The 23,023-nt window shown below is 65.5% G+C and carries 21 protein-coding genes; 11 read left to right on the forward strand and 10 right to left on the reverse strand.

The genetic code is table 11. From position 1 onward, the window contains the following. Positions 1-770: sulfate adenylyltransferase subunit CysD (gene cysD, locus ACN4E0_RS01195; RefSeq protein ID WP_419564650.1), on the reverse strand; the 770-nt coding region annotated here is incomplete at its 3' end. 85 nt (positions 771-855) lie between these two features. On the opposite strand from cysD, the gene ACN4E0_RS01200 reads away from it, so the two are divergent. Further along, on the forward strand, positions 856-1,854 hold the full coding sequence (locus ACN4E0_RS01200) for a helix-turn-helix transcriptional regulator (protein WP_419564653.1): 999 nt from the start codon (positions 856-858) through the stop codon (positions 1,852-1,854). Here ACN4E0_RS01200 and ACN4E0_RS01205 read toward each other — a convergent pair. Together ACN4E0_RS01205 and ACN4E0_RS01210 are read right to left on the reverse strand one after the other, a co-directional pair. Next, positions 1,851-2,576: an acyl-CoA dehydrogenase family protein gene (locus tag ACN4E0_RS01205; protein WP_419564656.1), complete on the reverse strand. Its 726-nt coding sequence runs from the start codon at positions 2,574-2,576 to the stop codon at positions 1,851-1,853. The genes ACN4E0_RS01200 and ACN4E0_RS01205 overlap by 4 nt on opposite strands. Further along, a complete protein-coding gene (locus ACN4E0_RS01210) occupies positions 2,573-3,709 on the reverse strand; it encodes an acyl-CoA dehydrogenase family protein (RefSeq protein ID WP_419564658.1) in 1,137 nt (378 codons plus the stop codon). Before ACN4E0_RS01210 ends, ACN4E0_RS01205 begins: the two co-directional genes overlap by 4 nt. A 119-nt stretch (positions 3,710-3,828) precedes the next feature. On the opposite strand from ACN4E0_RS01210, the gene ACN4E0_RS01215 reads away from it, so the two are divergent. The 4 genes from ACN4E0_RS01215 to ACN4E0_RS01230 all read left to right on the forward strand — a co-directional run bounded on the left by ACN4E0_RS01215 (position 3,829) and on the right by ACN4E0_RS01230 (position 12,072). Continuing rightward, positions 3,829-5,250, forward strand: coding sequence for an aldehyde dehydrogenase family protein (locus ACN4E0_RS01215; RefSeq protein WP_419564660.1), 1,422 nt, complete (start codon positions 3,829-3,831; stop codon positions 5,248-5,250). Between the two features lie 410 nt (positions 5,251-5,660). Then, positions 5,661-6,848, forward strand: a complete 1,188-nt coding sequence (locus ACN4E0_RS01220; RefSeq protein ID WP_419564664.1) for a serine hydrolase domain-containing protein — start codon at positions 5,661-5,663, stop codon at positions 6,846-6,848. Further along, entirely contained in the window at positions 6,845-8,281 is a 1,437-nt protein-coding gene (locus ACN4E0_RS01225; RefSeq protein ID WP_419564667.1) for a metallophosphoesterase, read from the forward strand. The genes ACN4E0_RS01220 and ACN4E0_RS01225 overlap by 4 nt, the downstream gene beginning before the upstream one ends. Beyond that, entirely contained in the window at positions 8,278-12,072 is a 3,795-nt protein-coding gene (locus tag ACN4E0_RS01230) for a GMC family oxidoreductase N-terminal domain-containing protein (RefSeq protein WP_419564670.1), read from the forward strand. The genes ACN4E0_RS01225 and ACN4E0_RS01230 overlap by 4 nt, the downstream gene beginning before the upstream one ends. Positions 12,073-12,084: 12 nt before the next feature. Here ACN4E0_RS01230 and ACN4E0_RS01235 read toward each other — a convergent pair whose 3' ends face one another. From ACN4E0_RS01235 to ACN4E0_RS01265, 7 genes are all read right to left on the reverse strand, one after another. Then, positions 12,085-12,747, reverse strand: a complete 663-nt coding sequence (locus ACN4E0_RS01235; RefSeq protein ID WP_419564673.1) for a response regulator transcription factor — start codon at positions 12,745-12,747, stop codon at positions 12,085-12,087. A gap of 344 nt (positions 12,748-13,091) precedes the next feature. Further along, positions 13,092-13,865, reverse strand: a complete 774-nt coding sequence (locus ACN4E0_RS01240) for a sulfite exporter TauE/SafE family protein (protein WP_419564732.1) — start codon at positions 13,863-13,865, stop codon at positions 13,092-13,094. Next, positions 13,865-15,109, reverse strand: a complete 1,245-nt coding sequence (locus tag ACN4E0_RS01245; RefSeq protein ID WP_419564675.1) for an FAD-dependent oxidoreductase — start codon at positions 15,107-15,109, stop codon at positions 13,865-13,867. The genes ACN4E0_RS01240 and ACN4E0_RS01245 overlap by 1 nt, the downstream gene beginning before the upstream one ends. Before the next feature lie 28 nt (positions 15,110-15,137). After that, the gene (locus tag ACN4E0_RS01250) at positions 15,138-15,551 is read right to left on the reverse strand and encodes a TIGR01244 family sulfur transferase (RefSeq protein WP_419564678.1); all 414 of its coding nucleotides are present in this window, start codon (positions 15,549-15,551) and stop codon (positions 15,138-15,140) included. Continuing rightward, the gene (locus ACN4E0_RS01255; RefSeq protein WP_419564681.1) at positions 15,548-15,967 is read right to left on the reverse strand and encodes a DUF6691 family protein; all 420 of its coding nucleotides are present in this window, start codon (positions 15,965-15,967) and stop codon (positions 15,548-15,550) included. The genes ACN4E0_RS01250 and ACN4E0_RS01255 overlap by 4 nt, the downstream gene beginning before the upstream one ends. Further along, positions 15,964-16,413 carry a YeeE/YedE family protein gene (locus ACN4E0_RS01260; RefSeq protein WP_419564684.1) on the reverse strand — a complete coding sequence of 150 codons (450 nt, stop codon included), beginning with the start codon at positions 16,411-16,413 and terminating at the stop codon, positions 15,964-15,966. The genes ACN4E0_RS01255 and ACN4E0_RS01260 overlap by 4 nt, the downstream gene beginning before the upstream one ends. Then, positions 16,410-17,339 (reverse strand): MBL fold metallo-hydrolase, encoded by a 930-nt coding sequence (locus ACN4E0_RS01265; protein WP_419564687.1) that lies wholly within the window; start codon positions 17,337-17,339, stop codon positions 16,410-16,412. Before ACN4E0_RS01265 ends, ACN4E0_RS01260 begins: the two co-directional genes overlap by 4 nt. A 74-nt stretch (positions 17,340-17,413) precedes the next feature. On the opposite strand from ACN4E0_RS01265, the gene ACN4E0_RS01270 reads away from it, so the two are divergent. The 6 genes from ACN4E0_RS01270 to ACN4E0_RS01295 all read left to right on the forward strand — a co-directional run bounded on the left by ACN4E0_RS01270 (position 17,414) and on the right by ACN4E0_RS01295 (position 22,991). Continuing rightward, positions 17,414-18,085, forward strand: coding sequence for a peroxiredoxin (locus tag ACN4E0_RS01270; RefSeq protein WP_419564690.1), 672 nt, complete (start codon positions 17,414-17,416; stop codon positions 18,083-18,085). Then, on the forward strand, positions 18,082-18,420 hold the full coding sequence (locus tag ACN4E0_RS01275; RefSeq protein ID WP_419564692.1) for an ArsR/SmtB family transcription factor: 339 nt from the start codon (positions 18,082-18,084) through the stop codon (positions 18,418-18,420). The genes ACN4E0_RS01270 and ACN4E0_RS01275 overlap by 4 nt, the downstream gene beginning before the upstream one ends. A gap of 264 nt (positions 18,421-18,684) precedes the next feature. Next, positions 18,685-19,437: a tonB-system energizer ExbB gene (exbB, locus tag ACN4E0_RS01280; protein WP_419564695.1), complete on the forward strand. Its 753-nt coding sequence runs from the start codon at positions 18,685-18,687 to the stop codon at positions 19,435-19,437. 2 nt (positions 19,438-19,439) lie between these two features. After that, entirely contained in the window at positions 19,440-19,868 is a 429-nt protein-coding gene (exbD, locus tag ACN4E0_RS01285) for a TonB system transport protein ExbD (protein ID WP_419564697.1), read from the forward strand. Further along, on the forward strand, positions 19,868-20,608 hold the full coding sequence (locus ACN4E0_RS01290) for an energy transducer TonB (RefSeq protein ID WP_419564699.1): 741 nt from the start codon (positions 19,868-19,870) through the stop codon (positions 20,606-20,608). Before exbD ends, ACN4E0_RS01290 begins: the two co-directional genes overlap by 1 nt. Before the next feature lie 16 nt (positions 20,609-20,624). Further along, positions 20,625-22,991, forward strand: a complete 2,367-nt coding sequence (locus ACN4E0_RS01295; RefSeq protein WP_419564701.1) for a TonB-dependent receptor — start codon at positions 20,625-20,627, stop codon at positions 22,989-22,991. Positions 22,992-23,023 lie beyond the last annotated feature (32 nt).

Genomic DNA, 23,023 nt, shown 5'->3' on the forward strand with positions numbered 1-23,023 from the left:
AGCGGGAAGCAGCCCAGCGTGCGGAAGCGGATCGAACGCTCGGTGATCTCGGGGCGATAGCCCATGACCTTTTCGAGCCGGTCGATATCGTCGGCCATGAACAGGCCGCCCTCATATTCGTAGGTCGGCCGCGGGGCGCTGAAATAGAGCGGCACGATCTCGATGTTCTCGGCCATGATGTACTGCCAGATGTCGAGTTCGGTCCAGTTGGACAGCGGGAAGACGCGGATGCTCTCGCCCTTCTTCTTGCGGGCGTTGTAGAGGTTCCACAGCTCGGGGCGCTGGTTCTTCGGATCCCAGCCGTGCGTCGCGGTGCGGAAGGAGAAAATGCGCTCCTTGGCGCGGCTCTTTTCCTCGTCGCGGCGCGCGCCGCCGAAGGCCGCGTCGAAGCCGTATTTGTCCAGCGCCTGCTTGAGACCTTCGGTCTTCCACATGTCGGTGTGCAGCGGACCGTGGTCAAAGGGGTTGATCCCGCGCTCGGCCGCCTCGGGGTTGCGGTGGACCAGCAGTTCCATCCCGGCGTCCTTCGCCGCCTTCTCGCGCAACGCGTACATGTCCTGGAACTTCCAGGTCGTGTCGACATGCATCAGCGGGAAGGGCGGGGGCGAGGGATAGAAGGCCTTCTTGGCGAGGTGCAGCATCACCGCGCTGTCCTTGCCGATCGAATAGAGCATAACCGGCTTGTCGGCCTCGGCGGCGACTTCGCGCATGATGTGGATGCTCTCGGCCTCGAGGCGCTGGAGATGGGTGAGGGTCTTGGCGTCGGTCATCAATGGGCTCCGCAAGTATTCGCCGAGACATAGGTGCGCGCGGCAGCGATGGACCTCCCAAATGGGAGGTGGTAGAAGAACTTGCATGCGCATTCCCAATCTCGGCGAGGCGGAGCTGCTCGTGCCGCTCCATTCGGGCATGTTCGAGCAGCCGATGTGGCGCACTTTCCTGCGCCAGCTGCTGCGCGTGTGCGAGGCGGCGGGTGTCGCGATCCTGCTCGACAGCGCCGACCAGGGCGGGCGGATCGCGCTCGGCGAGGGCGTCCCCGTGATCATGCCCGAGGCGGCGATGCGTGAAGGGCGCGTCTATGCGGGCGAGGAGCTCGACGGGGCCGCAACCGGACTGCGCGCCGTGCGGATCGGCGGCGACGGGCTACACCTCACCCTCGCGGTGATGGCGCCGCAAATTCCCGGCGCGGAGATCGCCAGCCTCCTCTCCGCGCTGGTGCCGCATCTGCGGGTGGCGTTGCAGGTGCTCGCGGCGATCGAGCGCGAGCGGGGCCGCGCCTCGGTCAGCGCCGAGGCCGTGCGACGGATGAATTTCGGCTGGATCGCGGTCGACGAGCGTTGCCGGATCGTCGATCTCGATGCGCAGGCCGAACGCTTCCTCGAGCGGGCCGGAGCCCTGCGGCGCGGCCCCTACGATCGCCTGTTCCCGTCTGCCCCCGCCATCGACCGGCAGTTGACCGCCATCGTCAAGGCCATGGCCGGCGACCGCCGCCACCGCCCGCGAGCGATAAACCTTAGCCACGACCCGTGGATCGACATCCTCGTCGCGCCGATGCGGATCGAGGCGCTCGCCGGCGACAGCAAGGCGGTGGCGGTGATCTATTTGCGCGGCGACCGCTCCTCCTCCGCCGATCGCCACGAACAGCTCGTCGACCTGTTCGACCTGACCCCGGCCGAGGCGCGGCTCGCCTGGTCGCTGGCGCAGGGGCTGTCGATCGCCGAGGCGGCCGAGGAGCATGGCCTGACGGTCGAGACGGCGCGCTACTACTCGAAGCGGATCTACGCCAAGACCGGCGCGCGCGGGCAGGTCGACCTCGTGCGCAACATCCTCACCGGCGTGCTGGCGCTGGCCTAGTCGGTCCGCGCGGTAAGGTCGGGCCAGAAGGCCTCGGCCCCGCGTGCGATCACCGCGCTGCCGAGGCGGCGGCTCCAATGGGCATCGTTGCCGTATTCGCTGCGCCACTGCCACAGCCGCCGGGTCAGCTGGTGGAGCGCATATTCCTGCGTGAACCCGATCGCGCCATGGACCTGATGCGCCACGGTGGTCCCGACTTCGACCGCGGAATTGGCGCGCAGTTTAGCCGCCGCGATCTCGAACTCGGCGGAACCGCGCCCGAGCGCCTGCGCCGCACCCATCGCCGCGCAGTTCGCCGCCGCCGCCTCGCAGGCGAAGCTCGCCAGCGACTGCTGGACCGCCTGGAACTTGCCCAGCGGGCGGCCGAACTGCTGCCGCTCGTTGACGTAGCCGACCGACAGCGCGAGCGCGGCATCGAGCGCCCCCGCGATCTGCGCGGTGCGGGCGAAGGCCATCAGCGCATCGAAGCGCTCACCCTCGGCGACCTTCGCCACGATCAGCGGGGGAAGGTCGATCCCCAGCGCGTGATAGCCCGCGAGGCGGAACACCGTCAGCGCATCGATCCAGTCGCCGCCGAAACCGCCCTCGTCCTCCGGTACCAGCAGCAGCGGCAGGCCTAGTTCCTCGAGGCGCGGCAGGTCGCGCTCTTCACTGGCGCCGGGACCCAGCTCGGAGAACAGCTGATCGGCCATCTCGGCCAGCATGCGGCGGGTATCGCTCATCTCAGGCCCAGCCCCCGCGCGATGATCCCCCGGATGATCTCGCGCGTCCCGCCGCGCAGCGAAAAACTCGGGCTGACCTGCAGCAGGTAGAAGCAGACGGCGCGCAGGACCTCGGTATCGGCTTCGCCGAAATCGACCACCGATTGAACCAATTGTGGGATCGCTTGCTCGTATGAATTGCCCAGATCCTTGACGATAGTCGCCTCCAGGGCGGGGTCTTCGCCGCGTGCCAGTTTGGCCGCGACCGAGGCGCTCATCAGCCGCAGCGTCCAGGCCTCCGCGGCGAGGCGACCGACAAGCTCCTGTAACGTCGAATCTTCGTACTTTTCCGCATGGCGCACCAGCTCGAGGAACAGCACCATCGACGAAAGATACCGCTCGGGGCCGGAACGTTCGAGCGACAGCTCGGCTGTCGCCTGCTTCCAGCCTTCCCCCTCGGTGCCGAGCAGGGCGGAGGCGGGCAGGCGCACGTCCTCGAAGAACACCTCGTTGAATTCATGCGCTCCGGTGAGGTCGACGATCGGTTTCACGGTCACGCCTGGCGTGTCCATCGGGATGACGAATTGCGAGAGGCCCTGCTGTCGCTCGCTCCCCGCCTCGCTGCGCACCAGCGCGATCATGAAGTGGCTGACATGCGCGCCGGTGGTCCAGACCTTCTGCCCGTTGAGCACCCAGTGGTCGCCGTCGCGCCGCGCCGCAGTGCGCACCGAGGCGAGGTCCGATCCGGATCCCGGTTCGCTCAGCCCGATGCAGGCGAAGGCCTCGCCGCGCGCGATCGCGGGCACCCAGCGGCGCTTCAGCTCTTCATTTCCCAGCCGGAGCAGCAGCGGCCCGCTCTGCCGGTCGGCGATCCAGTGCGCGCCCACCGGGGCACCCGCCGCGAGCAGTTCCTCGATCACCACATAGCGTTCGAGCTGGCTGCGTTCGTGGCCGCCGTATTCCTTGGGCCAGGTCATGCCGAGCAGGCCGGCCTCGCCGAGCCGACGGCTGAATTCGGGATCGGCTTTGGTCCAGCTGTTCGCGCGTTCGACCGGGTCGCGCTCGCCATGCTCCGCCACCAGCGCGCGCACCTGTTCGCGCAGCGCCGGGGCGGCATCCGGCCAGTCGACGGCTTCGGTGTCGAAAGTCTGCACGCGCTCTCCTCTCGCCACCTCTCTCACCAATTTGCCGCTGTACCGCAAGGCCCGTTGCATCGAGCAACGAATCTCGACAGTGTGTGCAGGAGAGGCGAATCCCCCGGAGGAGAGAGACGATGACCGACTACAAGAACCTGATCGATGGCGAGATGGTCGACAATGGCGAGTGGCTCGATGTGCTGAACCCGGCCAACGAGCAGGTCGTCGGCCGCGTCCCCGCCTGCGGCAAGGACGAACTCGACCGTGCGGTCGCCGCCGCGCGATGGGCGTTCAAGAGCTGGAAAAAGACGAGCCAGGAAGAACGCCAGCAGGTCGTCCAGGGCATCGCCGCCGCGATCAAGGACAATGCCGACGAACTGTATCGCCTGCTGACCAGCGAGCAGGGCAAGCCGCACCAGCAGGCGCAGCAGGAAATCTACGGCGCCGCCGGCCTCGCCGCCGCGCAGTCGACGCTGACGCTAGACGACGTGATCAACCAGGACGACGACACCCGCCTGTCGAGAACCCGCCGCGTGCCGGTGGGGGTCGTGGGCGGGATCGTGCCGTGGAACTTCCCGGTCATGATGGCGATCCAGAAGATCGTCCCCGCACTGGTCGCAGGCTGCACCATCGTGCTCAAACCCTCGCCCTTTACGCCGCTGACCACGCTGCGGATTGCAGAGTTGATCAAGGACGTTGTACCCGCCGGCACGGTCAACATCATCACCGGCGAGGATCACCTCGGCCCGATGATCACCGAGCATCCCGACATCGACAAGATCACCTTCACCGGCTCGACTGCTACGGGCAAGAAGATCATGGAAGGTGCGTCCGGCGATCTCAAGCGCATCACGCTCGAACTCGGCGGCAACGACGCCTCGATCGTGCTGCCCGATGCCGATGTCGACAAGGTTGCCGAACAGCTGTTCTGGTCGAGCTTCTCCAACGCCGGCCAGGTCTGCATCGCGGCCAAGCGCGTCTACATCCACAAGGACATCTACGACGATCTCAGCAAGGCGATCGCCGAATACGCCAAGACCGTGGTCGTGGGTGACGGTTCGCAGCAGGGCACCGGCGTCGGTCCGATCCAGAACAAGAAGCAGTACGAGCGCGTGCTCGAACTGATCCAGGACGCCAAGGACAATGGCTACAAGTTCCTCACCGGGGGCGACAAGGACCCGTCGGGCACCGGCTATTACGTGCCGATCACGATCCTCGACAACCCGCCCGAAGACGCGCGGATCGTAGCCGAAGAACAGTTCGGGCCGGTCATGCCGCTGCTCAAGTTCGACACGATCGACGAGGTCATCGAACGCGCGAACAATTCGGAATACGGCCTTGCCGGCGCGGTCTGGACGAAGGACACCGACAAGGGCGTCGAGATCGCCGAACAGCTCGAAACCGGCACGGTATGGATCAACGAATTCATGCAGCTTTCGCCCTTCACACCCTTCGGTGGGCACAAGCAGTCGGGCTTCGGTGCCGAATACGGCGTCGATGGCCTGAAGGAATTCACCTATCCGCAGGTCATCACGGTCAAGCGCGACGCGGCCGTCTGATAATTTCTCCTAGTCCCGGCGGGGCGGGGCCGAGCCCCCTCCGCCAGTGAGGATCACGAAGGCATCGCCGGGCTGCGTCTCGGCCCATCCGGTAGCCCCCAGTTCCTCGCGCGCACCGTCCGTGCATCGTGGCCGCCGCAGATGCCCGTCGGTGCGATGGTGCGCCGGTCCGCGAGCAAGGTTGCGCGCACCGGCTGGAGGAAGGAGATGCGGCGCTCCACGCCGCGATGCCGGGGCGTCCGGGACGTCGAAGGTTCGGTAATCTTCCCAATTCGATCTTAACCATTCTTCTTTAACCCGTGCTTCCGGGCGCGCGGCAGCGGCCGGCGCATGGCTTGGGGGCGCGAATGCGGAATGCACATCATCGACTCGCGAAGGATCTTCGAGAGGTTTCCGATTCCGGGCAGGGCGTGCGCGGCAGCGTTGCCCGCGGTTACGAGCCGGTGGCGCATGCCTTTGCCGCCGCGATCCGGTCGGGCGCCGCTCTGGGGGCGGCCTGCACTATCATCCATCGCGAAGAGACCGTGGTCGACCTTCAGGGCGGCTGGCAGGACAAAGCCCGGACCAGCGAGTGGCAGGGCGACGACATCGCTCTGGTCTATTCGCTGACCAAGGGCCTCACCGGCATGGCGGCTGCGGTGGCGGTGTCGCGCAGCCTCTTCGCCTACGACGAGCCGGTCGCCGATATCTGGCCTGAATTCGCCGCCCATGGAAAGGGCGCAGTGACCGTGGGCGAAGCGCTGTCCGAACAGGCGGGGCTCGCCGCGATCGATTTCAAGCTGACGCTCGAGAATCTTGCGGATGAGGACGCGATCTGCGCCGCCATCGCCGCGCAGAAGCCGAACTGGACGCCCGGCGATCATAGTGGCAACCACGCCTATACGCTCGGCTGGATCGCCAGCGAGCTGATCCACCGCCGCGACCCGCAACGCCGCCGCCTTCCGCAGTTCTTCGCCGAGGAAGTGGCCGGACCGGTCGGCGTGGATGTCTTCATCGGACTGCCCGAAAGCTTCGATCGCAGCCGCATCGCGCGGATCGACGGGTTCGGACTGCAGGACCTCTTCATCCACCACACCACGATGCCCTGGCCGCTCACCTTCAAGATGTGCCTCCCGGGTACGCTCGCCTTCCGTACGCTCAACAATCCGCTGATCCTCGAAGGGCCGGGCGCGCTCGATTGCGAAGAGTTCTGGCGCGCGGGGCAGGGTGCTGCCGGCGGAATGGCCTCGGCGCGCGGTCTCGCGGCGCTCTATCGGGTCTTTGCCGAGGGCGGGGAGAAGCTCGGCATCACCCCCGAAGTCATGGCGACGCTCTCGAAGGGCCATCCCTATCCCCGCAAAGGCCTCGAGGACCAGGTCCTCACCGCCGACATGTACTATTCCTGCGGCTTCGAGAAACCTTTCGACGAGTGGGAATACGCCCGCACGCGCAGCGCCTTCGGCAGCTTCGCGGTGGGCGGCTCCCTCGCCTTCGCCGACCCCGAGGACGGGGTCGCCTACGCCTGGATCACCAACCAGCTCGGCACAGGCAAATGGGACGATCCTCGCGAGAAGATCGTGCGCGATGCCTTCTACGCCTGCCTGGAGACGAACGCATGAGCATTGCCCAGATCGTCCTGTCGGACCTCCACCTCGGCGCGCGCGACAGCCTGCTGACGCATGTGAACGCAGCGAGCGAGATCATCGATGGCCCATCCCGGGTCCTGTCCGCCTTCGCCGAAGGCCTGCGAGCGACTCTGCGCGATGACGAGAAACCGCAACTCGTGCTGCTCGGCGATGCGCTTGATCTCGGCCTTTCCCCCTTCGGCGACGTGTCGAACAGCTTCCTCCAGCTGCTCGACGCCTTCTTCCCGAAGGACGGCCGCGAGCTGTTCAGCCGCGAGATCGTCTATGTCGCGGGCAATCACGATCACCATTTGTGGCGCATGGCGCAGGATCACGGCTTCATCAGCTCGCTGCAGGCGGGCGAAATTCCGCGCGATCTCGAACACATCACCCCGATCATCGGGCGCCCGGCGCATAGCTGCCGGCTGATGGAATCGCTGATCGCGCACCGCCCGCACCTCGTCGGCGCGAGTGTGCGGATCGCCTATCCCAACTGGGGTTTGGCAGACAAAGCGACGGGCCGCGCGGTGGTGATGCACCACGGGCACTATCTCGATGGCATGTACCGTGCATTGTCCAATCTGCGCGGCTTCCTCGAAAATGGCGAGGCGCGGCCCGCCACCATGCGCCAGCTCGAGGCCGAGAACGGCCCGTGGATCGATTTCCTGTGGTCGGATCTCGGTAGTGCGGGCGAGATCGGCGGAGAGGCTGGCTCGCTCTACGAAACCATGCTGAGCGCCGGGGCGAGCCATGATTTCGCCGAGAGCATCGCGCGGCGCATCACCGGCGGGCTGAATTCCAGGCTCGGGATCAATCCCCAGATGCAGCTGAAATACGGCATAACGCTCGACAACCTCATCCGCGCGGGTGTCGATGCGACCGCCGGGCGTGGCGCGGAGCGCCAGCGCGACGGCTACGGCCATGTGCTCGGCGCGGCGGAGATCGACGATATCGGCTGGTATCTGGGCACGCCCCTGGCCGCGCAATTGCGCGAGGAACTGGGCGAGCTGCCGCGCGAGATGAACTTCGTCTTCGGCCATACGCACAAGCCGTTCCAGGACGAGCTGATGGTCGAGGGTTACGATCTGCCGGTCGGCATCTTCAATACCGGCGGCTGGGTGCTCGACGAGCCGACGCTGATGCCGGTGCAGGGCTGTGCGGCAATGCTCGTCTCCGACGAGCTCGAAGTCGCCTCGCTGCGGCTGTTCAACGATCCGACCGATGGCACCATGGCGCCGGTCCGCGTCGAGGGCAGCGGGCGCGTGTCGCGCCTTGCCAAGGAAGCGGGCGAGGCGGTCGAACGCGCCGCCGACGTCTGGGCCGATTTCTCCGCCATCGTCCACGGTCGCATCCAGCACGAAGCCGATGTGAAGGTTCGTAAGATGCTCGACCGATCGAACGAAGCGCTGCGGGAGGCGGCAGAATGACCATGCAGAAGCGCATCGCAAAGGGCCTCGACCAGGCCAAATCGCACTATACCGTACTCGTCATCGGCTCGGGCTATGGCGCGGGTGTCGCGGCCTCGCGCCTGGCCCGCGCAGGTCAAGATGTCTGCGTGCTCGAACGCGGCAAGGAGCTGCTGCCCGGGGAATACCCGAACAAGATCGCCGACGCGCAGGGCGCGATGCAGATCAACGTCAGGGGCGGCCGCATCGGCGAGCCCGATGCGCTGTTCGAAGTGCATGTGAACGACGACCAGTATGCGCTGGTCGGCTGCGGTCTCGGCGGAACCTCGCTGATCAACGCCAACGTCTCGCTCGAACTCGACAAGCGGCTGCTCGACCAGGCGCACTGGCCGGCGGCGTTCCGCGACCATCCGGGCGAGATCGATGCCTATTACGAACGCGCGCGCGAAATGCTCGCACCCAATCCCTATCCCGAAAGCTATCCAGCGCTCGGCAAGCTCGAGGCGCTCGAACATTCGGCGAAGGCGATGGGGCAGCGTTTCTACAGGACGCCGATCAACGTCACCTTCGAGGACAAGCTCAACAGGTTCGGCGTGCCGCAGCCCGCCTGCACCAATTGCGGCGACTGTGTTTCGGGCTGCAATATCGGCGCGAAGAACACCACCCTGATGAACTACCTGCCGGATGCCGCGAACCATGGCGCGGAGATCTTCACCCAAGCCAAGGTGCTGTGGATCGAACGCGAGGGCGAAGCCTGGCGGGTTCATCTCGAGCCCAATGGCAAGGATGCGCCGCAGGGCCCCTCGAGCATCACTGCCGATCACGTCGTCCTCGGCGCCGGCGCGCTCGGTTCGACCGAGATCCTGCTGCGTTCGCGCGAGAAGGGCTTGGCGCTTTCCGACCGGCTGGGCGAGAATTTCTCGGGCAATGGCGACGCACTGGGCTTCGCCTACGACAGCTATCTCAAGGCCGAGAAGCAGGGCGACGAGCTGACCGCAAAGCCGCTCTACGCGATCGGCGTCGGCGCCTCGCAGGTTGCCATGGACGCCTATCCCGGGCCCTGCATCACCGGCGTGATCGACATGCGTTCGACCGGAGACGCGACCAAGGGGCTGGTAATCGAGGAAGGGGTCGCCCCGGGCATCATCGCCACCGCGCTCGCTCCTGCCTTCTTCTTCGGCGAAGCCCTGGCGGATGGCTTCACCCGCTTCGGCATGGACCAGGTCAAGCCGCGGCTGATGGATGCCAAGGCGATGGGGGAGGCGGTGCAGACCGATCCCGCCAGCATCGCCGAATGGGCTTACAAGGGCCCGATGGCACGGACGCAGACCTATCTCGTGATGAGCGTCGACGATTCCGGTGGCCAACTGGCTCTCGAAGACGATCGCATCGCGATCCACTGGCCCACCGCGGGCAAGCAGCGCACCTTCCGCCGCGACGACGACAAGATGCGCGAAGCCGCGCAGGCGATCGACGCGCAGTATTTCTCCGATCCGCTGTGGGGCGACCCCTTCGGCAAGAAGCTGATCACCGTCCACCCGATCGGTGGCTGCGGAATGGGCGACGATGCCGTGCATGGCGTGGTCGACGACGCCTGCCGCGTTTTCGCCGGCCGCGAAGGGGCGGAGGTCCACGACGGTCTCTATGTCTGCGACGGTGCGGCACTACCCGGCGCGGTCGGCGTCAATCCGCTCCTGACCATCACAGCGGTGGCCGAACGCGCGATCGAGAAACTGGCGCAGCGTCAGGGGTGGAGGATCGACTACAGGCTCGGCGCGGAGGGGCCGCTTCCCGCACCCGAACCCGCCGAAGAACCCGCGCCGGCACCCGCCCTCGCCACGCGCGGCGATGCGCTGCGCCTGAGCGTCGCCAAATGGGTCGCGGGCCACGCGATCGACCCCGTCTCGCGCGGGATCGAGGAGGCCGCGATGCATTTCGAAGGCGGCGCGGTGGACAAGGGCAAGGCGGTCATCCGCCAGCTGGTCAAGGATCATCCCGAGGCGATGAGTCCCGGCCTCTCCTTTACCGAGACCATGGCCGGCCACATCAGCGCGACCGGCTGCCATCACCGCCCTTGCGGCCATGTCGAGCGCATCCGCGACGACTACGCCAATGGCGATGCCTGGGGTCGGACCGAAGGCAACACCTGCAGCTTCCTGCTGACGGTCACCACCGACAACCTCCACCGCATGATCGAGGAGAAGGAGCACCGCTCGCGCATCACGGGCACGGTGACTCTCAGCGCGATCTCATCGGCGCCTCTCACCGTGCGCGAGGGCACGTTCCGCCTGCTCGTGGCCGATCCGGACAAGGCCGAGAGCTGGAAGATGCTCTATGACATGGTGCTGGAAGGGCCCGATGGTCCGATCCATTTCCATGGCTTCAAGACGCTCGAGCAACGCGGCAAGTCGGACCCGTGGACCGATCTCACCACGCTCTTCGTCACGCTGCGTCACGGCGAGGATTCGCAAGGTGAGCTGATCGGCCGCGGCGTGCTCAAGCTCGGCATCGATGAATTCATGCGCCAGCTGACCACGATCACCGTCCACGATGCAGGTACGCTGGTGGGCCATGTGGTCAATCTGATCCCGCGCGCGAAGAAGGCGATCGAAACCTATTTCACCGCCAAATACGCGGGCTTCTTCGCCATGACCGTGTTCCGCGCCTATGGCGGGATGCTGGCGACGCTCAACGATTTCGCGGGCAAGGATGCGGCCAGGCTGGTGGCGCGAGACTTGCGCCTGCCGCCCGCGGAAAGCCATGTCGTACCTACCGGAGACGGCGTGAACATCGGCCTCACGCGCTATCGCGGCGGCGCACGCGGGCCAGTGGTGCTCGCACCCGGCTTCTCGGTCCGCGCCTCGAGCTTCGCGACACCCACGGTCGAGGAAAACCTCGCCGAGAGCCTCGTGGCACAGGGCTATGACGTCTGGCTGTTCGACTATCGCGCCAGCGCCGATGCAGGCAACGACACGGAGCATCCTCCCGAATTCACCATCGACGACATCGCCCGTCATGACTGGCCCGTAGCGATCGCCAAGATCCGTGCTGCTTCGGGTGCCGAGAGCGTCCAGGCGATCGCGCATTGCGTGGGCTCGATGAGCCTCCTGATGGGGATCGGTGCGGGCTGGGTCTCGGGCGTCCGCTCGCTGATCTCCTCGCAGCTAACGCTGCATCCGGTGACCGACTGGCTCAACTACATGAAGTCCGATCTCGGCGTCGCCGGGGCGCTCGGACAGATATCCCTGCTCGACGGTCATCTCGACTTCGTCAGCCAGGGGACCGACGCCGATTACGAGATCGACGCCATCGCCTATCAGATCCCCATGCCGGATGGGCAGGCCTGCAAGAACCCCACCTGTCGGCGCGTCTTCGGCGTGTTCGGGCCGAGCTGGGACCACGACCAGCTCGGGCACAACACCCATCTTGCGCTCGGCAGCATGTTCAGCCGCGTGTCACTCAAGCCTTTCGAGCAGCTGCAGCAGATCATGCACAAGGGTCTGGCGGTCGATGCCGAAGGGAAGGCGATCTACACCTCCGACAATGCGGCTCGCCGCCTCGCGCTTCCGATCAGCTTTCTCTCGGGGGCGACCAACCAGATATTCTACCCCGAAAGCGGGCAGCGCACGCGCGTCTGGCTGCAAGGCAGGAACGGGCGTGAACTTTACCAACAGCGTATCGTGCCCGGCTATGGCCATATGGACCTATTCATCGGCCACAATGCCCACCGCGATGTGACGCCGGTCATTCTCGAGCAGCTGGAATGGCTCGACGGCGCTGGGCAGAGGGAATTGGCGCGCAGCCAAGGCTAGGCCGACAGGTGTTCAGCGTACGAATGATCGGGCCGAGAGTTGCGCCTTTTCGAAGATCAGGGCGAATTCGACCGCGTTGCGGACGTCCAGCTTCTTGAAGATATTGGCGCGGTGAACCTCTACCGTGCGCGGACTGATTCCGAGGTCGCGTGCGATTTGCTTGTTGCTGCTCCCGTCTACGACCCGGGCGGCAATCTCGCTTTCGCGCGGCGTCAGGCGAGCCATCAGCGATTTGCTCTGCTCGATTTCGGCGAGATGGCGTCGCAGCTCCGCCGAGTGGGCGATATGCTCGCCGATCTTCCCGGCAAACTGTGTGATGGAGACCGGTTTCTCGGCGAAATCGGCGGCGCCGCTTCTCATGGCCTTCGCGGCAAGGCCGATCTCCCCTTGGGAGGTCAGCATGATGACCGGAATTGCCAAGGTTTCGGTCGGGAGCTGGCCGAGGACAGTCAGCCCGTCCATCTCGGGCATCTGCGTATCGAGCACGATGCAATCGGGTAGCTCGAATTCCAGGCTCTCCAGAAAATCGACGCCGCTGCGGAAGGGGCGGCAGAGAAAACCGTGCTTTTCGAGCCCGCGGACAAGCGCCTGCCTCACGTCGGATTCGTCATCGACAATTGCGACCCGGGCCTTCGCTTGGTCGAACCCGGAGGGCAGTGTGGAGTCGAAGGTCACCGGCCCTCAATCCTAGCTCGGATGGCCGCGTCTAAGCATGCGGAGGGCTGGACCAGCTCGACGCTCCTGCTTCGATAGAGTGGCTCGATCCATCCTTGCTCCCGAAAGTGACACCCCTTCCGCTATCACTAACTCCTTCAAAAGGCAAAGCTACGCGAAGGAGAAGGTTGTGATTTTGCCCATCTTCCAAAGAGGCTTGGGCAATCGTTTCATGGTTTCTTCTCGAGCGATCGGGGCCAGTTTGCTCTGGCGAAGTTTCGCCGCCCAATAATTGTCATCGGTTCGGATCAAACCCAGCAAATCGTAGCGAGCGATCCGAAACTCGCCACTCGTCGAGCACCGGGTCACAGCGCCATCCAGCTCTTCCACAGCATGTACAGCGCGACCACGAAGATGAGCGCCGCAAACACCGTTTTCAGCTGACCTCCTCCAGACAGCCGCTTGGCCAGCTGCGTGCCGAAGAATCCGCCCGCCACGCCGCCGAGAATGAAGACTGCTGCGAGAACCCAGTCGACCATGCCTGAGATCGCATAGTTTGCGGCGGTGGTCAGGCCGAACGCAGTGACTGCGACGAGGCTGGTACCGACGGCATTGATCATCAGCATGTCGGTCGAGGCAATCAGGCCGGGGACGATCAGGAAGCCTCCGCCGATGCCGAAGAACCCGCTGAACGCCCCGGTGCCGAGCCCGAAGCCGAGGACCTTGGGGGCGTTCCTGCGATTGCATGCCGCCCCCGCAGTGCCCGTGGCCTTGCGCGACCGGAGCATCAGTGCGCCCACGACAAGCATCAGGATCGCGAACAGGAACAGGAGTTTCTGACCGTCGAAATTCTTCCCCAGCGTCGAGCCGCCGAAGGCACCGATCACTCCGGCTCCGGCATACATGAGACCGCAGCGCCAGCGGACATTGTGATCCCGGGCATGCTGGATCAGCCCGGTTGCAGCATTGGCGGCCACCGCGAAGGCGCTGGTTCCGATCGCCACGTGGGGATTGGGCACACCGACCAGATAGACCATCAGCGGAACCGCGAGGATCGATCCCCCGCCGCCCACGAGGCCGAGCGAAAAGCCGACGAGCGCGCCGGAAAGCGCGCCCAGAAGAAGATGAAGCGTGTCGATCACGCGGCGACCCCAGGGTGCGGCCTAGTGTCGGGCCTTACGAGCCATTCGTGGCCCTTGAGCATTCCGTTCCAATAGACCCACGGCAGGACTTCGGATTTGAGCAGCCAGCTCAGCTTGCGCGGTCGGGTGCCGTCGATCAGCCATTTGGGAAAGCTTGGCAGGAGCTTGCCGTCATAGCCGAATTCGGCGAGCACAATCCTTCCGCGCTCGACGGTCAGCGGGCACGAGCCATAGCCATCGTAGTCGGCGACCGGTCCGCCTCCATCGAGTACCGCGAGCGCGTTGACCGCAACGATCGGGGCCTGCTTGCGCGCCGCGGCGGCCGTCTTGGCGTTGGGGGTCGATCCCGCGTCGCCTACCGCGAAGACATTGGGATAGCGGACATGGCGCAGGCTGAATTTGTCGACATCGACAAAACCGTTTTCGGGGTGAGCGAGCGGACTGTCGGCGACGAATTGCGGCGCCACCTGCGGGGGCACCACATGGAGCATGTCGAACTCTACAACCTCCTCGCCCGCCGGCGTCTTGAATGTGGCCGTCTTGCCCGGCCCGTCTACCGCGATCAGGTTCTGTTCGAGCTTGAGTGCAATGCCGTACTTCCGGACATATTCCATCAGTGCCGGGACGTACTCTTTAACTCCGAAAAGGACTCCGCCGGCGTTGCGGAATTCGACGTCGATCCGGTCTAGGACACCGCGCTCGAGCCAGGCATCGCAGGACAGGTACATGGCCTTCTGCGGCGCCCCGGCGCATTTTATCGGCATCGGCGGCTGGCTGAAGATCGCCCGTCCGGACCGGAGATTTTGCACCAGGTCCCACGTGTAAGTGGCCAGATCGAAGCGGTAGTTGGAGGTGACGCCGTTACGCCCGAGCGTATCCTCCAGACCGGCGATCTTCTCCCACGCGAGCCGGATCCCGGGAGCCACGATCAACAACTTGTAAGTGACCGTCGTACCGTCGGCTAGAGTGACCTGATTGTTCTCGGGCTGGAAGCTGGCGGCAGCCTGCCGGAGCCAGTGCGCGCGGCGGGGCATCACACTCGCCATCGGACGGCGCGTGACCGCTGCGTCGAAAACGCCTCCGCCGACCATCGTCCAGCCAGGCTGGTAGGAATGCGTCTCGCTCGGCTCGATGATGGCGATATCGAGCGAGGGACGGCGCTTCAGCATCGATGCAGCGGTGGCGATCCCCGCGGTTCCTCCGCCGACGATGACGACCTCGTGAGTAAGCTTCTGGGTCACGGGAATTCCTTCGGGGATGGGCGCGGCGCTAACCGCCGAGCCGGCTGCGGAGCGCGGAGAGGTCGTAACCGGCCTTGCGTGCACGCTCGATCAAGGTGTCGCTACCGAGCCGGTCGAAGTTGGCCAGGGCGTCGAGCGTGATCGAGCGTGTGCCGGTGCGGCAGTAGGCGAGCACCTTGCCCTCGGCTTCGCTCCGAACGCGCCCGAAGGCCTCGATCGCGGCGGCGGGAAATTCCCCGCCGGACACGGGGATGTGGTGGAAGGCGATACCCGCGGTTTCGGCTGCGGCCGCCATCTCGGCGGCATCCGGCTGGCAGCTTTCCTCGCCGTCGGGGCGATTGCAGATGAGCGTACGGTACCCGGCTTCCGCCAGCGCGGGCAGGTCTTCGGGGCGGAGCTGCGGGGCGACCGCGAAACGCTCCGATACGGGGGCGATCGTCATCGGCTTTCCCCCTCGAACAGCCGAACGATCATCATCCCGGCCAGCATGGCCAGGATGAAGATCGCCGCCGCCTGCGGCGCGATCACCAGGGCGGCGATGCCCGGTCCGGGACACAGGCCGGCAATCCCCCAGCCGATGCCGAATAAGGCAGCGCCGCCGATCAGCCGGGGATCGAGGTCCTTGCGTGTGGGAACGTGGAACTGCTCCTCGAACAGCGGCGCGGCCATGCGCGGCACGATGCGCCAGACGATCGCCATGACGATCACGGCGCCGCCCATGACGAAGGCCAGCGTCGGATCCCAGTCGCCGAAGAGGTCGAGGAAGCCGCGCACCCGCCCCGGGTTGGTCATTCCGCCGATGGCGAGCCCGGCACCGAACAGGGTGCCCGACACCAGGCTTGGCAATGCGATCCTCATGACAGCACCTCCAGCCCCATGGCGTTCATGATGGCGACCGTCGCGATCCCCGCGGCCATGAAGGTGAGCGTGGCGATTAGCGAGCGTGGGGAGAGACGGCTGACGCCGCAGACGCCGTGCCCGCTCGTGCAGCCGCTGCCGAGACGCGTCCCGATGCCGACCAGCAGGCCCGCCACGGCGAGGGTGATTGGGTTGGCGAATCGTGCCTCGATCCCGCCCGCCAGAAGCGACACGGCCAGCGCGCCGAGCGGCAGGCCGATCAGGAACATCCACGCCCCGCTACGCGCAATGCCGCTGCCCCCTATCCCGATCGCCCGGGCTGCAAGCCCGGAAACGCCCGCGATCCGGCCAAGGCCGAGCAGCATGACGGCAGCGGCGAGGCCGATGAGCACGCCACCTGCCAGTCCGGCGAGCGGCGCGGCGTCGGGAAACCCGGGGAGCATCATACGGCGTTCACCGGAATCTTGATGTAGCTGACGCCGTTGTCCTCGGGGGCGGGCAGACGGCCACCGCGGATGTTCACCTGGACCGAAGGCATGATTAGGTTGGGCATCGCCAGCGTCTTGTCGCGGGCAGTGCGCATGTCGACGAACTCATCCTCGGTGACCCCGTCCTTGACGTGAACATTGCCTTCGCGCTGCTGCCGGACGGTCGTCTCCCACGCGTACTCGTCGCGGCCCGGTGCCTTGTAGTCGTGGCACAGGAACAGGCGCGTCTCGTCGGGGAGCGAGAGCAGGCGGCGGATCGAGCGGAACAGCTGGCGCGCATCGCCGCCTGGAAAATCGGCCCGTGCGGTGCCGAAATCGGGCATGAAGATGGTATCGCCCACAAAGGCCGCGTCGCCGATGATGAAAGCCATGTCGGCGGGGGTGTGGCCGGGAACGTGGAGGGCAATGCCTTCGATCTCGCCGAGGCGGAAGGTCTCGCCGTCCTCGAACAGCTTGTCGAATTGCGATCCGTCGCGTTCGAAATCGGTCCCGGCGTTGAACAGCTTTCCGAAGACTTCCTGCACCCGCACGATCTGGCGCCCGATGGCGAGCTTGCCGCCGAGCTTATCCTGTAGATAGGGCGCCGCCGAAATGTGGTCGGCATGGGCATGGGTCTCGATCAGCCAGGTCACTTTCAAATTGTTCGAAGTGACGTATTCGACGATGAGGTCGGCCGACCCGTAGGAGGTCCGCCCGGATGCGGCTTCGTAGTCCAGCACCGAGTCGATGATCGCCGCCTCGCTCGTCTCGGGATCGTGAACCACGTAGGAGACGGTATTGGTCGCCTCGTCGAAGAACCCTGCGATCGAAGGGCGCAAGGTCTTGTCTGCGCGGGCGCGGGCAATCTGTTCGGCGGCCAGTTGAACCGGTTTGTCGTTCCCCATGACACTTGCTCCATTAAATTACATAAAGTGTGTATATGTATTGCATTGTCAAAGTCAAGTGGTATGTATCCTGAATGACGAACCACCCCCTTCGCGACGGCAGTGAGTGCGATGCACCCTGCGCTGGTCTCCGCATCGGCGATGTGGCGCCCGATTTTTCGGCGCGCAGCACGGCCGGCGATGTCCGCCTTTCCGACTTCCGGGGGCGCTGGTTGGTGCTCTTCTCGCATCCGGCCGATTTCACGCCGGTCTGCACAACGGAGTTCGTTGCGCTCGCCCGTGCAGCACAGGAATTCCAACGGCGCGATTGTGCGCTGATGGCGCTATCGGTCGACAGCCTGTTTTCGCATTTCGCCTGGCTCAGGATGATCCGCGACCGGTTCGGGGTTGAAGTCCGTTTCCCGATCATCGAGGATCCGACGCTGGTTATCGCCCGGGCCTATGGCATGGTCGCCCCGCAGGACAGCGATAGCGCCACGGTGCGGACGACCTTCTTCATCGATCCGCAGGGCACAATCCGTGCGATGAGCTGCTATCCGGCGAATGTCGGTCGCTCGACGCCGGAAATGATCCGCACGCTCGACGCGCTCCAGGCCGTGGATGACGGGGCTGATCTTGCGCCCGCCAACTGGCAGCCGGGGGAGAGTCTGCTGCGCCAGCCCAGTGCGAGCCTGGATGATGTCTTCGCAGCGGAGGGACAGAGCGACTGGTTCCTTCGTCCGGGCAGAGAGGGAGCTGCCGGATGACGGAAGAAGAACTGGTCGATGCCCTCAAGGCCGTAGCGCACCCGGTCCGGCTGCGTATCCTGCAGACGCTCGCTGGTGGCGAGCGCAATGTCGGAGAGATCGACGATGCGGCACGGATCGGGCAGCCTTCGCTCTCGCAGCAGCTGGCGGTGCTGCGCAACGCCGGGCTCGTGACCACGCGCAAGCAGGCCAAGCTCGTCTACTACCGCATCGATGCCGCGAGGCTCGCGGCCATGTCGTCCGTCCTGGGGGGTATCGCGGGCGTGGCCGTCGAGCCTGCGCGTGCTCCGCGCCGCCCATCGCCCGGCGTCGCCGCATTCGCGCGGTTGGGCTGACCGGCGCCGCAGAACCGGGCGGCGGTGTTGCGCGGAGCGGGATGACCGCCTGAATATCCCCCCCCTTTTTTTCACCCACTCGTCGAGCCTGGTGCGGGACAGGTCTCTCCTTATCCCCTCCTATCCTCTTGTCTGCCCCGTAGAGCCCCCCCCCTGCCACCGTAGCTAAAGTAATTGCGAGTCACTTGCATTAGCATTTGCAATCTCCTAGTCGGGCGACGGACGAATCAAGAGGGCCGAAACCACGTGTCTCGATTTCACCTAATGACCGGGGTCGCCATCATCGCGGCCATCCCGCACAGCGCCCACGCACGGGGCGTTGCCGTACCCGCCGCGGCTTCCGTCTTGCCCACCGACCTCAGCGTTTGGGGCATGTTCGTGCAGGCCGACTGGGTGGTGAAGCTGGTCATGATCGGCCTGCTGATCGCCTCGCTCATCACCTGGACGGTGCTCGTGGCGAAGCATCTCGAACTCGGTCGCCAACGCCAGAGCGCGGCGGAATTCCGCGACCGGCTGATGGCGACCCGTTCGCTTGCCGAGCTCGACGCGACGGCCGCTGCGCATCCGCTCGTCGCCGAGGCGCGCGAAGAGATCGGCCAGTCGGCGGGCGCGCTCGACGATCGGGAGGGTTTGAAAGAGCGGCTGGTCTCGAGGCTCGACCGCTATGAAGCGCGAACCGCACGCCGGATGACGAAAGGCGTCACCATTCTCGGCACCATCGGCGCGACCGCTCCGTTCGTCGGCCTGTTCGGCACCGTCTGGGGTATCATGAACAGCTTCATCGGCATCGCCGAGGAGCAGACGACCAATCTCGCAGTGGTCGCGCCAGGGATCGCCGAGGCGCTGCTGGCGACCGCGCTGGGTCTCGTTGCCGCCATTCCCGCCGTGGTGATCTACAACCATTTCGCCCGCTCGATTGCGGCGCATCGCGCCGTGATTGCCGATAGCGCGGCAGCGCTCCTGCGGATCGTTTCGCGAGACCTCAGCCGCGGCACGCTGCCGCAGGGCGAGGCCTGACGATGGCGCTCAGGCTCGCCTCGGACGCCGACGATCTCGCGGTCGCGCACGAGATCAACGTCACGCCCTTCATCGACGTGATGCTGGTCCTGCTGATCATCTTCATGGTCGCCGCGCCGCTGGCGACGGTCGATGTCAAGGTCGATCTGCCCGTGTCGAATGCGCAGCCGGCAGCCAAGCCCGAAGCGCCGGTCTATCTTTCGCTGCAGGCAGATGGCGCCATCCTCGTCAATGAGGAGGCAGTGGATCTGGCCAGCCTTGGAGCGACGATCGAGCGCGCCACCGCTGGAGACCGCGAGGAGCGGGTGTTCCTGCGCGCCGACAAGACGATCACCTACGACGCAATCATGCAGGCGATGAACGCGCTGCGCGCCGCAGGCTACGTCCATGTCGCGCTAGTGGGTGCGGAATCGGCAGAAGCGGCCCGGTGATGGCCTCGCGCGCCTATCAGTCGAGCTGGGTGGTGGGAGGCGGTGTGGCTGCCGTCGGCCATGCAGCCGTGCTGGTCGGCGTTTTGCTCCTCGGCGGCAAGGCGCCGCGAGAGATCGAGGAAGACCCGGTCGTGCTGGTCGAACTGCCGCCATTGGCGGCCCCAGCTCCCGCAGCTCTCGCGCAGCTGCCCAGTGAACAGCGGCAGCCCGAGATTCCTCCGTCCGAGACCTTGCAGCCGCGCGTGGACGCACCGGAGGTGCGTGCACCATTGCCGCAGCAAGTGGTCGCGGCACCTCCACCGCCGCCCTTGCCGGCGACCAGGAGCGCGCCTCCCGCGGCGCGACCCCTCGCGCCGATCCCCCCGCGCAACGCATTGACGACGGCGGCTATCGCGAGTGGCACGGGAACCGCGGCGACGCCGGGCGACGATCCCAAGGCCAAGCGCGAAGAAGCCGATTACTACGCGCTGCTCAGCGCGCACCTCAATCGCAAGAAGCATTACCCTAGCGAAGCGAGGAAGGCTCGCCAGCAGGGCGTGGTGACCGTGCGCTTCACGGTCCGCTCCGACGGCAGCATCACGGCCAGCTCGATCCGCCAGTCGAGCGGCCATGCGCTGCTCGACCAGGCCACGCTCGACCTGATGCAGCGTGTCGCGCCGCTGCCGAAATTCCCGAAATCGATGAAGCAGGACAGCGTCACGATCTCGCTTCCCATCGACTACTCCTTACGAACACGATGAATAGAAAGGCTTTTTCATGAGGGATCGGAACAAGGGCGTGATCCGCCCGATGAGCCTGCGGGGCGCCGGGCGAGGCACTGCGGTCGCGGCCATCGGTCTGTCGGCTGCGCTCATCGCGGGTGGAGCACAGGCGCAGGACGCCGGCGATCAGGACGAAGTCGTCCTCGACACGTTGACGATCGAAGACGCCACCGCCGACGTCAATCCCAACGCGCAGCCGGGCGTCCCCTACAAGGCGCGGACTTCCGGCGATCTGCGCCGGGCAAAGCCGCTCGCCGAAACCCCGCAGACCATCCAGGTGCTGACCGAGCAGCAGCTCGAGGAGCAGGGCGCGACCGACCTGCGCGACGTGCTCGACAATGTCCCCGGCGTGACCGTGGGGACCGGCGAGAACGGCAATGCCTTCGGCGACCGCTACATCATCCGCGGCCACGAGGCGCGCAGCGACGTTTTCGTCGATGGCTTGCGCGATCCCGGCATGACCACGCGCGAGACCTTCGCGGTCGACCAGATCGAAATCACCAAGGGCCCCAGCTCGAGCTTCGCCGGTCGCGGCTCGACCGGCGGGGCGGTGAACTCGATCACCAAGAAGGCAAGCACCGACTATCAGTTCACGCGCGTCGATGCGGGCATCGGGACCGACGACTATTACCGCGTGACGCTCGACGGCAATTTGCCGATCACCGACACGCTCGCAGTGCGTGCCAACCTGCTCTACGGCTACGAGGAGGTTCCCAACCGCAACTTCTCCGACCGCGAACGTTATGGCGCCGCGATTTCGGCCGCCTTCAAACCTAGCGATGTGATCGAAATGGTGGTCGACTATTACCACCTGACCGCGCAGGACACGCCCGATCTCGGCAGCTACGTTCCGCGGCCGACCGGCACGGGTCCGGGCGATGTGACCGTTTACGAACCCTGGCACGCGGCACCCAACTATGCCCAAGACGGCGATTTTCTCGAATCCGATGTCGATACGGTCACCGGCCGGATCTACATCACGCCGTTCGACGGATTCCGCATCGTCAATTCGACGCGCTATGGCGAGACGAGCAACGGCTATGTCCTCACCGGCCTGCGCGGCGGTGCCTACGATCCCACCACCGACACTTTCGCGCCGGTCACGCTGAGCACCCACCAGGGCAATCAGGAGGTCCAGTATTTCGTCAATCAGTTCAATGTGATCGGTGAGTTCGCCACCGCGGGCCTGAAGCACAATCTGATCGTCGGCAGCGAATATTCCAATCTGCGGGTAACCAACGGAACCTACGACATTTCCCAGAACGGCACGCCCAACTGCGTCACCGATGGTCGTGGCGGCCCCCAACCGGCCTTCTGCATTACCGACGAGAACCGCACCGTCCTATTCGGCGATGCCAATATCCACGGCCTGCTCCAGCGCGATATCTCCCGCGGCCAGGCCGACAGTGACTGGCAGGTCGAAACGCTCTCGGTCTATGCCATGGACACGATCGACGTGACCGAATGGCTCTCGCTCCACGGCGGTGTGCGCATGGATGCGTTCAGCTATGCCAATCTGGTCGACAGCCGGGGCACCGTGACCGACTATGGTTATAGCGACACGCTCTGGAACGGCCATGCAGGGATCGGCGTGAAGCCGCTCGAAGAAGTCTATCTCTATTTCAACTACGGGACCGCCAAGAACATCAATGGCGGCGAATCCGATCTCGGCGGCAATTGCGGTTATGGCGGCATCTGCGTGGCCGACGGCACCGACATCGGCGATGGCAGGCCGGAAAGCACCGAGAGCTTCGAACTGGGGGCAAAGGCCGATCTGTTCGACGACCACCTCCTGCTCACCGCCGCAGCGTTCCAGATCACCAAGGGCGATGTCTTCGAATCCGCCGGCGACAACTATTCGGCGGGCGGTTCGCTCAACACCGGTGAGAACCGCGTTCGCGGTGTGGAGTTCGGTCTCGTCGGCAACATTACGCCCAAGCTGATGGCGCAGGCCGCGCTCACAGTGATGGACTCGGAAATCACCAAGTCGAACGATCCCGACAAGATCGGACGCCGCCTGAGCAATTTCTCCAACACGCAGTTCAGCGGGCAGCTTCGCTACCAGGCGACCGATGCGATCGCCTTCGGCGGCACTGCCACCTACAAGGGCGAGGTGTTTACCGGCCAGCCCGACGACGCGGCGGGCTTTGACGACACGCTCGGCGTCTATACCTATCGCGTGCCCGACTACTGGACCTTCGATGCATTCGTAAGCGTCGACTTCAACCAGAACTTCGGTGCCCGGGTGAACGTGACCAACGTTACCGACGAGGACTACTATCTCGCCGGTTACCGTTCGGGCCACTTCCTCTACAAGGGCGACGAGCGCCGGGCGACGCTGACGCTCACCGGCAAGTTCTGACCGGACGGGGCGCGGGCTTCGGTCCGTGCCCC

It is taken from the genome of Qipengyuania sp. (assembly GCF_048550555.1).
In the GTDB taxonomy this organism is placed as follows: Bacteria; Pseudomonadota; Alphaproteobacteria; order Sphingomonadales; family Sphingomonadaceae; genus Qipengyuania.